Origin of the sequence: Agrobacterium sp. YIC 4121 (assembly GCF_002008205.1) — a bacterium.
GTDB classification, from domain to species: domain Bacteria; phylum Pseudomonadota; class Alphaproteobacteria; order Rhizobiales; family Rhizobiaceae; genus Agrobacterium; species Agrobacterium leguminum.
On sequence record NZ_MRDI01000017.1, the window covers coordinates 95,441 to 111,370 of the forward strand.

Annotated in this window: 13 protein-coding genes; 9 read left to right on the top strand and 4 right to left on the bottom strand. The window is 61.0% G+C overall.

The features are described from left to right. The first annotated feature begins 95 nt into the window (after window positions 1–95). The 6 genes from BTE54_RS16500 (at window position 96) to BTE54_RS16530 (ending at window position 8,135) form a co-directional block, all read left to right on the top strand. On the top strand, window positions 96–911 hold the full coding sequence (locus BTE54_RS16500) for a MurR/RpiR family transcriptional regulator (RefSeq protein WP_003519830.1): 816 nt from the start codon (window positions 96–98) through the stop codon (window positions 909–911). Between the two features lie 208 nt (window positions 912–1,119). Beyond that, entirely contained in the window at window positions 1,120–3,036 is a 1,917-nt protein-coding gene (iolC, locus tag BTE54_RS16505) for a 5-dehydro-2-deoxygluconokinase (protein ID WP_078053185.1), read from the top strand. After that, window positions 3,033–4,859, top strand: coding sequence for a 3D-(3,5/4)-trihydroxycyclohexane-1,2-dione acylhydrolase (decyclizing) (iolD, locus tag BTE54_RS16510; protein ID WP_078053186.1), 1,827 nt, complete (start codon window positions 3,033–3,035; stop codon window positions 4,857–4,859). Before iolC ends, iolD begins: the two co-directional genes overlap by 4 nt. Before the next feature lies 1 nt (window position 4,860). Beyond that, window positions 4,861–5,769 carry a myo-inosose-2 dehydratase gene (iolE, locus tag BTE54_RS16515; protein WP_078053187.1) on the top strand — a complete coding sequence of 303 codons (909 nt, stop codon included), beginning with the start codon at window positions 4,861–4,863 and terminating at the stop codon, window positions 5,767–5,769. 190 nt (window positions 5,770–5,959) lie between these two features. Continuing rightward, window positions 5,960–6,772, top strand: a complete 813-nt coding sequence (iolB, locus tag BTE54_RS16520; protein ID WP_078053188.1) for a 5-deoxy-glucuronate isomerase — start codon at window positions 5,960–5,962, stop codon at window positions 6,770–6,772. 235 nt (window positions 6,773–7,007) lie between these two features. Then, a complete protein-coding gene (locus BTE54_RS16530; RefSeq protein ID WP_078053189.1) occupies window positions 7,008–8,135 on the top strand; it encodes a Gfo/Idh/MocA family oxidoreductase in 1,128 nt (375 codons plus the stop codon). A 162-nt stretch (window positions 8,136–8,297) separates the two neighbouring features. Here BTE54_RS16530 and BTE54_RS16535 read toward each other — a convergent pair whose 3' ends face one another. The 3 genes from BTE54_RS16535 to BTE54_RS16545 all read right to left on the bottom strand — a co-directional run bounded on the left by BTE54_RS16535 (window position 8,298) and on the right by BTE54_RS16545 (window position 11,266). Next, a complete protein-coding gene (locus tag BTE54_RS16535) occupies window positions 8,298–9,260 on the bottom strand; it encodes a 2-hydroxyacid dehydrogenase (RefSeq protein WP_078053190.1) in 963 nt (320 codons plus the stop codon). A gap of 339 nt (window positions 9,261–9,599) precedes the next feature. Beyond that, the gene (locus BTE54_RS16540) at window positions 9,600–10,622 is read right to left on the bottom strand and encodes a LacI family DNA-binding transcriptional regulator (protein WP_003505469.1); all 1,023 of its coding nucleotides are present in this window, start codon (window positions 10,620–10,622) and stop codon (window positions 9,600–9,602) included. A gap of 134 nt (window positions 10,623–10,756) precedes the next feature. After that, on the bottom strand, window positions 10,757–11,266 hold the full coding sequence (locus BTE54_RS16545) for a MarR family transcriptional regulator (RefSeq protein ID WP_078053191.1): 510 nt from the start codon (window positions 11,264–11,266) through the stop codon (window positions 10,757–10,759). 79 nt (window positions 11,267–11,345) lie between these two features. On the opposite strand from BTE54_RS16545, the gene BTE54_RS16550 reads away from it, so the two are divergent. The 3 genes from BTE54_RS16550 to BTE54_RS16565 all read left to right on the top strand — a co-directional run bounded on the left by BTE54_RS16550 (window position 11,346) and on the right by BTE54_RS16565 (window position 14,657). Then, a complete protein-coding gene (locus tag BTE54_RS16550; protein ID WP_078053192.1) occupies window positions 11,346–12,146 on the top strand; it encodes a creatininase family protein in 801 nt (266 codons plus the stop codon). Between the two features lie 113 nt (window positions 12,147–12,259). Then, complete coding sequence (locus BTE54_RS16555) at window positions 12,260–13,384, top strand: GTP-binding protein (protein ID WP_078053193.1); 1,125 nt, start codon at window positions 12,260–12,262, stop codon at window positions 13,382–13,384. A gap of 280 nt (window positions 13,385–13,664) precedes the next feature. Further along, window positions 13,665–14,657 (top strand): WD40 repeat domain-containing protein, encoded by a 993-nt coding sequence (locus BTE54_RS16565; protein WP_004433450.1) that lies wholly within the window; start codon window positions 13,665–13,667, stop codon window positions 14,655–14,657. Window positions 14,658–14,685: 28 nt separating this feature from the next. Here BTE54_RS16565 and BTE54_RS16570 read toward each other — a convergent pair whose 3' ends face one another. Continuing rightward, window positions 14,686–15,867, bottom strand: a complete 1,182-nt coding sequence (locus BTE54_RS16570; protein WP_078053194.1) for an MFS transporter — start codon at window positions 15,865–15,867, stop codon at window positions 14,686–14,688. Window positions 15,868–15,930 lie beyond the last annotated feature (63 nt).

Genomic DNA, 15,930 nt, shown 5'->3' on the forward strand with positions numbered 1-15,930 from the left:
GCCGTCTCATTTGCTCTTCCTCAAAAAACCCAATGGAATAAAAATTCCACTGCAGTTAAAGTGCACACGATTTCAGTCTGCACAAAGGAACGACAATGACGGCAATCGAGGCGCCAGAATCCGTAAAGGCTTTTGAGGAGCGGCTGCTCCAGGTCGCGGAGGGTTTGCCGAAACGATTGCGGCAATGCGCCGATTATGTCGCTTCCAATCAGGATCGCATCGCCGTTTCCACCGTCGCTGAAATGGCGGAAGGGGCCGGCGTGCAGCCCTCGGCCTTCATGCGTTTTTGCCAGATCATGGGCTTTTCCGGCTTTTCGGAAATGCAGCGGCTGTTCCGTGATTCCTATGTCGGCGGATGGCCGGATTATGCCACGCGACTCGACCATCTGCGGGAAAAGGGCGATGAAAGCGCATCCGGCCTGCTTGCCGAATTCGTGGAGGCCGGCCGTTCCTCGCTGGAAATGCTGCTGAAATCGGTCGATACCCGGCAGCTTGACGAGGCGGTTTCGGCGCTGGCGAAGGCGCGCACCGTGCATATCATCGGTTTGCGGCGCTCCTTCCCCATTGCCAGCTATCTCGCTTACGCCTTCGAGAAGATGAAGGTGCCGGCGGTTCTGCACAGTGCGGTCGGCGGGCTCGGCAATATCAGCGCCATTTCCCGCGACGACGCGCTGATCGCGATCACCTTTTCTCCCTATTCCGCAGAAACGCTGGAGCTGGCGGAAAACGCCCGCGCCAACGGTATTCCGGTCGTGGCGCTTTCCGATTCCGCCGTCAATCCGCTGCGGAAATCCGGCGCGACGCTGCTGACCGTCACCGAGATCGATTTCGGCGCATTCCGCTCGCTTTCCGCCACGCTCTGTCTGGCCATTACGCTGGCCGTGGCTGTGGGAACTCGCAAAACGGCCTGAATATTTTTATTGAAAACGGAAAAAATAGAATTTATGATCCAAATCCATGAAACGGGCATTCCATAATCGTCCGTCTCGTGACGAACGAAAATGAGCGGAGGAGGCTCATCGGAGCGGGATGGCGAAAGATGCGGGCGATCGTCGCCTGAATGCCGCTCCAGACATGTGAGGCAGACCGTACCGAGGTGCGGTGCTAAGGAGGAACCTTTTGAAAAAACTTGATCTCATCACGATCGGGCGCTCGTCTGTCGATCTGTACGGTTCGCAGGTCGGCGGCCGTCTGGAGGACATGGCCTCCTTTGCCAAATATATCGGCGGCTCTCCCACCAATATCGCAGCCGGCGCTGCGCGCCTCGGGCTCAACAGCGCCGTCATCACCCGTGTCGGCGATGAGCATATGGGCCGCTTCATCCGTGAACAGCTGGTGCGCGAAGGCGTCGATGTGCGCGGTGTGAAGACCGATCCGGCGCGGCTGACCGCGCTGGTGCTGCTCGGCATTCGTGACCAGAACCAGTTCCCGCTGATCTTCTATCGCGAAAACTGCGCCGACATGGCGCTCAGCGAAGACGACATCGATCCAGCCTTCATTGCCGAGGCCGGCTGCATCTGCGCCACCGGCACGCATCTGTCACATCCGAAGACGGAAGCGGCCGTGCTGAAGGCGCTGAAACTCGCCCGCGAAAATGGCGCGAAGACCGCGCTCGATATCGATTACCGCCCCAATCTCTGGGGTGTGGCCGGTCACGGCGATGGCGAGAGCCGTTTCGTCGAATCGCAGAAGGTGACCGCCAAGCTGCAATCCACCCTGCATCTCTTCGATCTGATCGTCGGCACGGAGGAGGAGTTCCACATCGCCGGCGGCTCCACCGATACGCTGACCGCGCTGAACGCCGTGCGCAAGGTTTCGAACGCGACGCTGGTGTGCAAGCGCGGGCCGATGGGCGCTTCGGTTTTCGCCGGCGACATTCCTTCCAGCCTCGACGATGGCGAGACGGGCGAAGGTTTCCCGATCGAGGTCTTCAACGTTCTGGGTGCGGGCGATGGCTTCATGGCCGGGCTGTTCCGCGGCTGGCTGCGCGGCGAGGACTGGCCGACAACGCTGAAATACGCCAATGCCTGCGGCGCCTTCGCCGTCTCCCGCCATGGCTGCACGCCCGCCTATCCAAGCTGGGAAGAGCTGCAATATTTCTTCAAGGCGGGCATTCGCAATAAGGCACTGCGCAAGGACGAGGCGCTGGAGCAGGTGCATTGGTCAACCAACCGCAAGGGCGACTGGGACACGATGCGCGTCTTCGCCTTCGATCATCGCATGCAGCTGGAAGCCATCGCCGACGAGCTTGGCGTGAAGCACGAGCAGATCGGCGCTTTCAAGAAACTCTGCCTTCAGGCCGCACAGCATGTTGCAGGCGACAGGCCGGGTTACGGCATTCTCTGCGATGGCCGTCTCGGACGTGACGCCCTGTTTGCCGCCAGCGGCTCGGGCCTCTGGATCGGTCGCCCGGTGGAATGGCCGGGTTCGCGCCCACTGACGCTGGAACCCGATCTCGGCAAGGATTTCGGCGGTCTTTCTGAATGGCCGCTTGAAAATGTCGTCAAGGTTCTGTGTTTCTATCATCCCGACGATACGGATGAGATGCGCGCCGCGCAGGAAGAGACGGTCATGCGTCTGTTCCAGGCGACACGCCGCAACCGGCTGGAAATGCTGCTGGAGGTTATTCCCTCCAAGGTCGGCCCGACCGACGATTTGACCGCCGCCCGCATCATCGAGCGCTTTTACGAGATCGGGGTCTATCCCGACTGGTGGAAGCTGGAGCCGATGAAGACCCGCGCCGCGTGGAAAAACGCCTGCGACGCCGTGCATCGCAACGATCCTTACGTGCGGGGCATCGTCGTTCTCGGTCTCGACGCGCCGCAAAGCGAACTGGAAGAGAGCTTCCGCCTTGCCGCCGGTTTCGATCTGGTCAAAGGTTTCGCCGTTGGCCGCACGATTTTCGCGGATGCCGCCCGCAGCTGGCTCGGCGGCAAGATGACCGATGAGGAAGCGGTCAGGGATATGGCGCAGCGCTATACCAGCCTGTGCCGCATTTGGGATGAGGCGCGCGCCAAAAAGGGAGAGGCAGCGTGAAGACAATCAGATTGACGGCTGCGCAGGCCATGGTTCGTTACCTGGCAGCGCAGATGAATGAACATGGCGAAACCTACATCGCCGGCATGTGGGCCATTTTCGGCCATGGCAATGTCGCCGGCATCGGCGAGGCGCTTTATGGTATCCGCGACGAACTGCCGACCTATCGCGGCCAGAACGAGCAGTCCATGGCCCATGCGGCCATCGCCTATTCGAAGCAGCTGCGTCGCCGCCGCGCCATGGCGGTCACCTCCTCCATCGGCCCAGGTGCTGCCAACATGGTGACGGCGGCAGCCCTTGCCCATGTCAACCGCCTTCCCGTGCTGTTGATCCCCGGCGACGTCTTCGCCAATCGCGGCCCCGATCCGGTCTTGCAGCAGCTCGAAGATTTCGGCGATGGCACGATGACGGTGAATGACTGCTTCCGCCCCGTCAGCCGTTATTTCGACCGCATCATGCGGCCGGAACAATTGCTGACAGCCCTTCCCCGCGCGATGCGCACCATGACGGACCCTGCCGATTGCGGCCCCGTCACGCTCGCCTTCTGCCAGGATGTGCAGGCGGAGGCCTATGATTACCCTGTCAGCTTCTTCGAAAAGCGAGTCTGGCGCCAGCGCCGCCCCGAGCCGGATGTCGTGGAATTCGAAGAAGCCGTCGCTGCGCTCAAGGCGGCGAAGAACCCGATCATCGTTGCCGGTGGCGGCGTGCATTTTGCCGGCGCAACCGAAACCCTGAAGCGCTTTGCCGAAACCCACTCCATTCCAGTCGTCGAAACGCAGGCCGGTAAATCGGCATTGGCGTGGGATCACGATCTGAATTTCGGTCCTGTCGGCGTTACCGGTGCGGAAAGCGCCAATATCATCAGCGAAAAGGCCGATCTGGTTTTCGGCGTCGGAACGCGTTTCCAGGATTTCACCACCGGCTCCTGGGCGCTGTTCAAGAACCCGAACCGCAAAATCCTGGCGCTTAACGTTCAGCCCTATGACAGCGCCAAGCACGATGCGATCAGCCTGACGGCGGATGCGAAGATCGGGCTTGAGAAACTCTCCGCAGCACTCGGCAGCCACCGTTTTGCCACGCCGGATGCCGGTCTCAAGGCTGCATGGTTTAAAAAGGCCGATGCCGATACGGCAGCGCCGGGCGAAGAAAATGCCAACAGCCTGCCCACCGACATGCAGGTCATCGGCGCGGTGCAGCGCCAGTCGCGTGACAATACCGTCGTCATGTGCGCCGCAGGCACCATGCCGGGCGAGCTTCACCAGCTGTGGAAATCCAAGCTGCCGCTCTCTTATCACATGGAATACGGCTTCTCCTGCATGGGTTATGAAGTGGCCGGCGGCCTCGGCATCAAGATGGCGGAACCGGACCGCGACGTGATCGTCATGGTCGGCGACGGCTCCTACATGATGATGAATTCCGAGCTTGCGACATCGGTTGCCATGGGCGTCAAGATCACGCTCGTCATCACTGATAATCGCGGTTACGGCTGCATCAACCGGCTGCAGATGGAAACCGGCGGCGCGGAGTTCAACAATCTCTACGCCCACACCAACGTCAACCCGATCGCCATCGATTTCGTGGCCCATGCAGGCTCGATGGGGGCGGATGCGCGCAAGGTTTCCACCATTACCGAGCTGGAAGAGGCGCTTGCGGCAGCCCGTGCCTCCAGCCGCACCACCGTCATCGTTATCGATACCGACCCTTACCCGACGCCGCAGGCCGGCGGTCACTGGTGGGATGTCGCGGTGCCTGAAGTTTCCGACCGCGCCGAAATCGGCCCGGCCCGCGTCCGTTATGAAAACCATGTCAAGGAAAGACAGTAAGATGATCCGTTACGGAACCAACCCGATTGCCTGGTCCAACGACGACGACCGCACGCTTGGCGCGCATATCAGCCTCGAACAATGCCTCGATGAAACCGCCAAGATCGGTTTCGACGGCATCGAGAAGGGTCACAAGTTCCCGACCGAGCCGGAAGGCCTGAAGGGCGTGCTTTCGCCGCGCGGCCTCTCCTTCGTCTCCGGCTGGCATTCGCTGAACCTTCTGACCGACGACATCGAATCCGAAAAGAAGGCGATGCAGCCGGCGCTTGACCTGCTGAAAGCCATGGGCTCGAAGGTCATCATCGTCTGCGAGACCTCCAACGCCATCCATGGCGATGACAACAAGGCGCTGGTCGACCGTCCGCGCCTTGCGGCCGAGGACTGGGCGAAATTCGGCGCGGGCGTCGAGGCGCTGGCCGCCTTTGCCGCAGAACAGGGTATCACCCTCGTTTATCACCATCACATGGGAACGGTGGTCGAGAGCGAAGAGGAAATCGATCTCCTGATGAAGCATACCGGCCCCAAGACGCATCTGCTGCTCGATACCGGCCATTGCCTGTTCGGCGGCGGCGATCCGGTGCGCGTCGCGCAGAAATATATGGGCCGCGTCGGCCATATCCATGCCAAGAACGTGCGCCCCGTCATTGCCGATCAGGTGCGCAATGAGCGGCTCTCCTTCCTCGAAGGTGTTCGCCGTGGCGTATTCACCGTGCCGGGCGACAGCGAAGGCGGCGTGAATTTCCCACCGGTTCTGAAAGTGGCGGCGGAGCATGGTTACAGCGGCTGGCTGGTGATCGAGGCGGAACAGGACCCTGACGTGCGCAACCCGTTCGAATATCAGAGCCTCGGGCTGAAATCGCTGAAGGCTTTTGCGCGCGAAGCAGGGCTGGACAAGGCTCAGGCTGCTTGAGCTGAACCGATAACGGGCGGCACACCCCACCCGTCATACCGGCCTTGAGCCGGTATCCAGCCAGCCCAAGTCCTTGGGCTGAAAAGAGTTGTCCCCGCCGCGCAGACGCGCGTCGGCTGGACCCCGGCTCAAGGCCGGGGTGACGAGATGGCAAGAACCGACGAACGACTGACCAAAAAGGAACACCACCATGACCTCACTTCTGCGCAAGCCGGTCGCGACAAGCGGCAAGGTGCACGACATCACGCCCCAAAGCGCGGATTGGGGTTATGTCGGTTTCGGCCTTTACCGCCTGAAGCCGGGCGAGACGGCAGCGGAAAGCACCGGCGACACGGAAGTCATTCTCGTGCTGGTCGAAGGCAAGGCGACGATTTCCGCAGGCGGTAAGGACTTCGGTGAACTCGGCGACCGCATGAATGTGTTCGAGCGCAAGCCGCCGCATTGCGTTTATGTTCCCGCAGGTTCCGAATGGTCGCTGACCGCCACGACCGATTGCACCATCGGCGTCTGCACCGCGCCCGGCGAAAAAGGCAGCCGCGAGGCGCAGCAGATCGGCCCCAATGGCGTGCAGCTCACCGAGCGTGGCAAGGGTGCCAATACGCGTTACATTTTCCCCATCGCCATGGAAGAGCGCGATGTGGCCGACAGCCTGCTGGTAACGGAAGTCTTCACGCCGTCGGGCAACTGGTCCTCCTATCCGCCGCACCGGCATGATGAGGATAACTATCCCGATATGACCTATCTGGAGGAGACCTATTATCATCGCCTCAACCCGGCGCAGGGTTTCGGCTTCCAGCGCGTCTTCACCGAAGACGGTTCGCTGGATGAGACCATGGCGGTGTCGGACGGCGATGTCGTGCTGGTGCCCAAAGGCCACCACCCCTGCGGCGCGCCCTATGGTTACGAGATGTATTATCTGAACGTGATGGCCGGGCCGATGCGCAAATGGCGGTTCAAGAACCACCCGGATCACGACTGGATTTTCAAGCGGGATAATCCGTAAGGCATTTCAGGCAAACACCGCCGCCTCCTCATCCCTGTGCTTGTCACAGGGATCCAGCCAGCCCAAGTCCTTGGGCTGAAAAGAGTCTTTCCGTCGCGCGACGCGCGTCGGCTGGATTCCTGTGACAAGCACAGGAATGAGGGGTCTGCGGAGGTACGTCTCGACTCTGCTTTGAAGCTGAACCAACGCATCCAAACAATTGAATTAATTCAAATAATTTCGGGAGGAGAATACCATGGCCGCTCTTGGCGTGGGCCTTATCGGCACCGGTTACATGGGCAAATGCCACGCGCTGGCGTGGAATAATGTCACCAGCGTCTTCGGTGATGTGGAACGCCCCCGCCTCGTGACGCTCGCGGAAGTCAATCCCGAGCTTGCCGCGAAGAAAGCCGCCGAGTTCGGCTTTGCCCGCTCGACGGGCAACTGGCGCGACCTGCTTTCCGATCCCGAGATCGACGTGATCTCGGTCACCACGCCCAACGCCTTCCACCCGGAAATGGCCATTGCCGCCCTTGAGGCCGGCAAACATGTCTGGTGTGAAAAGCCGATGGCGCCCGCTTTTGCTGACGCGGTGAAGATGCGCGATGCGGCCCGCCGGTCCGGTAAGGCGGCAGCGATGGGTTACAATTACATCCAGAACCCCGTCATCCGCCATATCCGCCGCCTGATCGACGAAGGCGCCATCGGCAGGGTCTATCACGTCCGCGCCGAAATGGACGAGGACTTCATGGCCGACGCCACCCAGCCCTTCTACTGGAAGAGCGAAGCTTCCTCCGGTTATGGCGCGCTGGACGATTTTACCGTGCACCCGCTGTCACTGCTCTTCGCTCTCTTCGGCCATGCCGAAAGCGCCATCACCGACATGGTGAAGCCTTATGAAACCCGGCCGCTTGCCGGCGGTGGCGAACGCGCCGTCGAAACACATGACCTCGCCAGCGTGCTGCTGAAGCTCGAAGGCGGCATTTCCGCCGTGCTCATCGCCAACCGCTCCGCCTGGGGCCGCAAGGGCCGCATCGCCATCCAGATTTATGGTTCCACCGGCTCGATCCTGTTCGATCAGGAGCGGATGAACGAGTTCCAGCTCTACACCACGGATGGACGCCCGGAAGAGCAGGGTTTCAGAACAATTCTCACCGCACCGCACCACAAGCCCTACGACCGCTTCATCCCCGCCCCCGGCCACGGCCTCGGCTTCAACGATCTGAAGGTGATCGAATGCCGGGAACTGATCGCGGCAATCGAGGGGAAAAAGGCCCATATCATCGATTTCGAGGAAGGGCTGAAGATCGAGCGCAGCATTCATGCCATGGCGCGATCATTTGCCGAAGGGCGATGGGTGGGAAGCGCGGAGATTGCGGAATAGAACGCCCACAAAGGGCGAAAACGTCTCCTCCGTCATACCGGCCTTGAGCCGGTATCCAGCCACGGCGCGTCTGCGCCGTGAGAGGAGTATTTCGCGATCAAGGACTTGATCGCGCTGGACCCCGGATCTAGTCCGGGGTGACGGGCGTGTGGCGGTAAAGCCTCACCCCTTGACCGGCGTTTCCGGCACCGGCGTCAGCACCTCGCCATCCCTGAACCAGCCGAGAATATTGTCAGCCACGAGATCGGCCATGGCGTTGCGCGTCGGAACCGAGGCGGAGGCGACATGCGGCAGCAGGGAGACGTTCGGCAGCGACAGGAAGGCTTCCGGCACCTTCGGCTCGGCATAGAACACATCGAGACCGGCAGCGCCCACAGCACCGCTCTTAAGCGCCTGCAGAAGCGCATCCTCATCGACGCTGGAACCGCGCCCGACATTGATGAACACGCCCTCAGGCCCCAGCGTCGTCAGGATTTCGGCGTTGATCGCCTTATGCGTTTCCGGCGTGCCCGGCACGATGCAGATGAGGATATCGACGGCTTCCGCCATCTCCTTCAGCGAGCCGTAATAGGTGTAAGGGAGGCCATCCCGTTTGCTGCGGGTGTGGTAACCGATCTCCACCTTGAAAGGCTCCAGCCGCTTGGCGATTTCCTGCCCGATGCGACCCATGCCAAAGAGACCCACCTTGCGGCCGCGCAGCGAAAACGGCGACAGCGCGAACGGACCTTCACCAACCCATTTGCCATCGCGCAACCAGGTCTCGGCCTGATAGAGACGGCGCACGGTGTTGATCAAAAGCGCAATCGTCGTATCGGCCACCTCGTCGTTCAGCACATCAGGCGTATTGGTCACCACGATGCCGCGTGTGGCGGCATGTTTGGCGTCGACGCCATCATAACCCACGCCGAAATTGGCGATGATCTCGAGCTTCGGCAGCGCATCGATCCATTTGGCGTTGACGACGCCGGAAACGGCAATGGCGTTAACACGCTCGGCCGCACCATCAGGCAGAACCGGCTCGGCGCCGGCAGGCACAGTCACGATCTCGACCTTGCCTTCGAGGCGTTCGAGAACGCGCGGGTTTATCTTGCCGGGAACGAGAACGACGGCCTTTTTGTCAGACATGAGCGGATATTCCTCCTGATAACATTCCGATAGCCGGAGCGGGTTTCAGGCGAACCTTTCGCCATCCCACTCCTCTGGGCGGCGATCCTTTCAAACAAACACGGCCGTGAAAAGGGCAATAAGGGGATGCTATGGGGGCAGACGGAAGTTTCATGCCGATTTTTTTAAGCGCCCTCACCGTCATGCCGGACTGGATCCGGCATCCAGCCAGCCCAAGTCCTTGGGCTGAGAGAGTCTTTTTCACCGCGTAGACACGCGGTGACTGGATTTCGGCTCAAGGCCGGAATGACGGAAAGGTGCAATGCACAGAACGCGCACCATTTCCCATCGTCTGAAGCCTCACACCCGCGGCCGCACCGGCCCGGTCGATTGCCGGATGCGCATTTCCGGCTTGATGAGGTGAATACCGTCAGGTTCATGGCTGCCCGCCAGCCTGTCCAGCAGCGCGCGGGCCGCCAGGCGGCCGACCTCGGCCTGGCCGTTAGAAACCGTGGTCAGCGCCGGGGTGGCGATGGCAGCTTCCTCCAGATCGTCGTAGCCCGTTACCGAGATATCGACACCCGGCACCAGACCGGCGCGGGAAATACCGTTCATGAGACCGATGGCAACGAGATCGTTCCAGCAGACGGCCGCAGTGGGCTTCTGCGGCAGGGAGAGGAAATGCACGGCAGCCTCGAAACCGCCCTGCTTGGAACGTGGGCCGGGAATGCGCAAGTTCGGATCAACCTCGATGCCCGCCTTGCGCAGCGCATTGACGTAACCCTGGTAACGGTCACGCCCCGTCGAGGTCTGGTCGGTGCCGCCAACCATGGCGATGGTGCGGTGGCCGAGGCTGATCAGGTGGTTGGTGGCAAGTGAAATGCCATAGCTGTCGTCGCCGCGATAGGTCGGCATGTCGACGCCATCCATCGAACGGGCCACCAGAATGGCGGGCATGCCGTTTTCTTCAGCCAACGTCATATCCTCGATCGGCGTGCCGATGGCCGGCGACATGATGATGCCGTCGGAACCCAGCTGCAGCAGCGTTTCGATGAAGGTGCGCTGTTTTTCCACCGAATCGTAGTGGTTGGAAAGAATGAAGGTCTGGCGGCTGCGGTCCAGCTCGCTTTCGATGGCTTTCAGAATTTCCCCGTAAAACGGGTTCATCACATCGTGGAATACCACACCGACGATGCCGGAACGCGAGGTGCGCAGGCTGGCGGCGCGGCGGTTGTAGATGTATCCCAGCGCCCGCGCCTGTTCCTTGATCTTGTCCCGCGTATCGGCAGCGACCAGCGGGCTGTCGCGCAATGCAAGAGAAATGGTGGCGGTCGAAAGACCGAGGCTTTCGGCAATCGTGGACAGTTTGACCTTTTGGGCCACGGCATTCCTCCCCAAACGCGTGTCAGTGACGGATGGCTCCGTTTAAATTGCAATTAAACAATTTAAACAAAATCCGCAACCCGTTTAAGGAATACCCACAAAACAGATGGTTCTTTTAAAAATTTCAGCAAAACTTATTGAAGATTGGCGTCTATCGCCTTCAAGAGTTTAACGATGTTGCGCACATCCTTGGCCGAAAGCCCCTCGACGGCTCTTGCGCCGCAATTGGCGATGGAAACATTGATGTGTTCGACGCTTTTCAAACCCGCTTCCGTCAGCCTCACCAGCGTCACGCGGCCATCCTCGTCGTCGCCGCTGCGTTCCACGAAGCCCTGGGCTTCCATGCGGCCGATGGTGCGTGTCATGGTCGGCGCCTTGACGCCGAGTTTCTGGGCGATCTGCCCCGGCGTGAGGCTGCCTTCCTGCGCCAGCGCCAGGATAACGCCGTCCTGGCCCGCATAAAGCCCGCTTTCGGCAAGGCTGTGGCTGAGCGCCGTGCGCATGGAGCGGGCCGCTTGGGTGATGGATTGCGCCAGTTCCTCGGGGTTGAAATTCTCATCCCTCTTTTTGGCGTCCTTTACTTTCTTGCCGCCCTTTTCCTTCTTGGCGCTTTTGTCCTTATGCCCGGTTTTGTCCTTGCTCATATGCGAGTGCCTTTTACCCTGTGGCGGAACCGATATATGTTGCTGGAAATCCTTAACGAATGCACGCGCGGACTGCCATATGCCAAACTCATACACGCATTATCACGACGAAAACGTAACAGACCCGCATCTTCGCGCAACAGCTGCAATTTCCGTGCTACCGCTCGGCGCGCATGAACAGCATGGGCCGCACCTGCCCTTCGAGACCGATACGCTGATTGCCGAAGGCATCGCCGCCCGTCTCGCCGCCACCCTGCCCGCCCACCTGCCCGTCTCTTTCCTGCCGGCGGAACCGGTCGGCTATTCCATCGAACACATGAATGTGCCGGGCACGAAAACCCTGCGTTACGATGAGGCCATCGAGCGCTGGCTCGGCATCGCCGAAGCGGAATATAAAAAGGGCGTGCGCAAATTCGTGATGCTGAACGCCCATGGCGGCAACTCACCGCTGATGACCATCGTCGCAACCGAGGCCCGCGCCCGTTTCGGCATGCTGGCGGTCGCCACAAGCTGGACCCGTTTCGGCGTACCGGCCGATATCGTGAAGCCGGAGGACAAGGCGGTCGACATCCATGGCGGCGATATCGAAACATCGGTCATGCTGGCGCTTCATCCCGAACGCGTGGCGATGCAGAAGGCCGAAGACTTTCCCTCCCGCCAGAGCGATTTCGCCAGCCGCTTCAAACACCTGCGCGCCTATGGCCCGCATGCATTCGGCTGGCTGATGAGCGATCTGAACCCCGACGGCGTTGCCGGAAACGCCGCCGCCGCCACTGCGGAAAAGGGCGAAAGGCTGATTTCCCATGCCGTAAAAGGCCTTGTCGAACTGCTTGAAGATATCCACGCTTTTGACATAACGTTATTTCATAACAAAATTTGAGTGCCATGGCCGAATTCGGTCAAAATCTCTTTGAACTGCCCGGACGTCGCGCCTATATGGACGACGACACATCTTCCTGAGGCCTGACGGCCTCTCTCCACGCGGGGTTTTCCATGACCGAAACAGCTATAGCCAAGCCCATTCCAGTCACCGTCCTGACGGGATATCTCGGCGCCGGCAAAACGACGCTTCTCAACCGCATTCTCTCCGAGAACCACGGCAAGAAATACGCTGTCATCGTCAATGAATTCGGCGAGATCGGCATCGATAACGATCTGATCGTCGAGTCCGATGAAGAAATCTATGAGATGAACAATGGCTGCGTGTGCTGCACGGTGCGCGGCGACCTCATCCGCGTCGTGGAAGGCCTGATGCGCCGCCCCGGCCGTTTCGATGGCATCATCGTCGAAACGACAGGTCTCGCCGATCCGGTTCCCGTCGCCCAGACCTTCTTCATGGATGACGACGTGCGCGCCAAGACCGAGCTTGACGCCGTCGTTGCCCTCGTTGACGCCAAGCACCTGCCGCTGCGCCTGAAGGACAGCCGCGAGGCCGAAGACCAGATCGCCTTTGCCGATGTCGTCGTCGTCAACAAGACCGATCTCGTTTCGCCGGAGGAAGTCGCCCGCATCGAGGATATCGTGCGCGCCATCAATCCTTCCGCCCGCATCTACAAGACCACCCGGTCCGGTGTCGATCTCGCCCGGGTTCTCGATCAGGGCGCCTTCAACCTGGAACGCGCGCTGGAAAACGATCCGCATTTCCTCGAGCATGGCCATGACGACCATGTTTGCGGCCCTGATTGCGATCATCACCACCACGATCATGACCACCATCATCATGACCATGACCATGACCACGATCATGGGCATCATCACCACGATCATGATCATGGGCACGATCATCACCACCATGGCGCGGTTTCGCCGATCCATGATGTGACGGTGCAGTCGGTCTCGCTGCGCGGCGGCGAGATGAACCCCGAGCGGTTCTTCCCGTGGATCCAGAAGGTCACCCAGACCGATGGCCCGAACATTCTGCGCCTCAAGGGCATCATCGCCTTCAAGGGCGATGCGGAACGTTACGTGGTGCAGGGCGTGCACATGATCATCGAGGGCGACCACCAGCGCCCGTGGAAGGAAGACGAAAAACGCGAAAGCCGCCTCGTCTTCATCGGCCGCGAACTGGACCGCGAGAAGCTGGAAAAGAGCTTCAACGCCTGCCTCGCGACGGCCTGATCCTCATCCCTCCGGCACCCCGGCCTTACGCCGGGGTATGACCGTTATCTTCCCTCATCTCTGTGCTTGTCACAGAGATCCAGCCAGCCCAAGTCTTTGGGCTGAAAGGACTCTCCCCGCCGCGCAGACGCGCGTCGGCTAGATTCCTGTGACAAGCACAGGAATGAGGTTGAAGTGATGTAAAGCGGTTCCGCTTTTGCCGGAAATGCTCTAGAACCATGCCAGCGAGCGGGAGCAACGCCCCCGCCCATCCGACACAGATACGAAAGACCGATGCCCCATGCCGACTGTTGCCCCGCTTGATATCGAAGGCCACGTGGTCTCGACCCATTTTCTCGGCGACATTCCCCTGTTTGCCACCGCCGCCGGCACCATTCATCGGCTGGATGGCGGCGAGAAGGTGACTGAGGCACATGACGGGCTTCTGACCTGCGTGCGCGATCCCTATAGCGCCACCCTGCTTTCCGGCGGTGAGGACGGCCGCGTGCTGCGCATCGGCCATGACGGCAGCATCGGCGAAATCGCCAATGTGCCGCGCAAATGGGTGGGCGTCGTTGCCGGCGGGCCGCAGAAGGCGGTCGCTTATGGCGTCGGCAAATCCAGTTTCGTCCGGCTGTCGGACGGCACGGTCAAGGAATTCAAGGAAGAGCGCACGGTGGAGGCCATCGCGTTTGCGCCCAAGGGCCTGCGCATTGCCGTTGCCCGTTATAACGGTGTGACATTGCACTGGGTGGCGACCGCCGGCGATCCCGTCGATCTGGAATGGAAGGGCGCCCATACGGGCGTCACCTTTTCGCCCGATGGCAAGTTCCTCGTCACTACCATGCAGGAAAATGCCCTGCACGGCTGGAAGATGGAAGCCACCAAGGGCGGCATGGAAGCCCGCCATATGCGCATGACGGGTTATCCCGCCAAGGTCAAATCCGTCTCCTGGTCGGCAAAGGGCAAATGGCTCGCCTCTTCCGGTGCGCCGGCCGCCATCGTCTGGCCGTTTGCCGGCAAGGACGGCCCGATGGGCAAGGCCCCGGAAGAACTCGGCAGCCGCGCCAACATCATGGTCACCAATGTCGCCTTCCACCCCGTGGAAGATGTGCTCGCCATCGGCTTCATCGACGGCATGATCCTCGGCGTTCGCCTTGCCGATGGCAAAGAAGCCCTGCTGCGTCGCCCCGGCAAGGGCGCCATCACCGGCATGGACTGGAGCGCCACGGGCAAGCTGCTTGCCTTCGCCTCCGAAGCCGGGGATTGCGGGATCATCGACATTTCGGCTTGAGGGATGGACACGGGGGTAACAGGCCGCCCTACTCCCCCACCTGCCGCCGCGTCAAAAACAACAGCAGCAGGGCCGCGCCCGCGCCAACCGAAGCGAGCCGGATCGAGACGCCGAAACTCGCATATTGCGATACGAAGCCCATCAGCGGCACCGCAAAAAGCGCGGCGAGGAAAATGGAGTTCATGTAGAGCGCCGTCGCCCGGGCCGTGCGGCCGCGCGCAAAGCCCTGCACGAAAGTAAGGCAAGTGCCGGCACAAAGGCCGTAATAGGCGCCTTCCAGCGCCGCACCCGCGATCATGGCTGGCAATGTGGTGACCGAGGCGATGACGTTGAAGGCGACGATGGCCATCACCGCCGAAACGCCCAGAAGCAGGCGGGCGCTGAAGCGGCGCATCATTCGCGGCGCAAGCAGGATGAACAGAACCTCCATGGCGCATTTGACGCTGAGCGACAGGCCCGGCACGTAATCCGGCAGGCCAACCTCCCGCACCAGAAACACCGGCAGGGCCGAGGCGCAGAGAGCATGGGCAAAAGACATGCAGAAGCTGGCGGCCGCCGCCAGAAGCAGCGGCAGGTTGCGCCCCGTACCGTCGTCACCCGCCTGTCGCCGCTCCATCGGGCTGGTCTGATCGCGCGGCACGACCGCAAGGGCAAGCCCGCCCCAGATGACCGCCATCAGCATGGCATTCACGAACACGGCCTTCGCGCCGGCAAGATCGAAGATCAGATAGGCGGCAGCGGGAACCAGCATCCATGCCAGCGACACCATCGTCCGCAGGAAGGCATTATAGGCGGCCGTATCCAGCGCCTTCACCCGGCCATGATACCGGCCGTAACTGAAAATGAGCGTGCTGGCGGCATTGGAAAGCCCCATGCCGGTCGCCGTTATCGCCACCAGCAGCGCCAGATGCCCGAAACTCGCCGCAGCCGCCGCGACAAAAGCGCCGCACACGGAAAGCATCAACAACGGCCTCACCCGCACCCCGGCATCGACACGCTCGCCATAAACACGGCTGGCGACAATCGAAGCCAGCGCCGCCGTCACGCTGTAAAAACCGACGGTGGCCGGCGGATGGCCGAGCACCTGGATGATGTAAAAACCGATAAATGGCACGACAGCCGCATTGGTGCTGCCGGCAATAAAAACCAGCAGGGCGATCAAATAGGCCTGACGATCGAAAGCGCCCGGCAAAGTGCTTTTCTGGAGCATGGGAATCGACTGAAGGCTGGGAGGCAGGACGGGATGGCGGCGACCACCATCACATCAAAACGG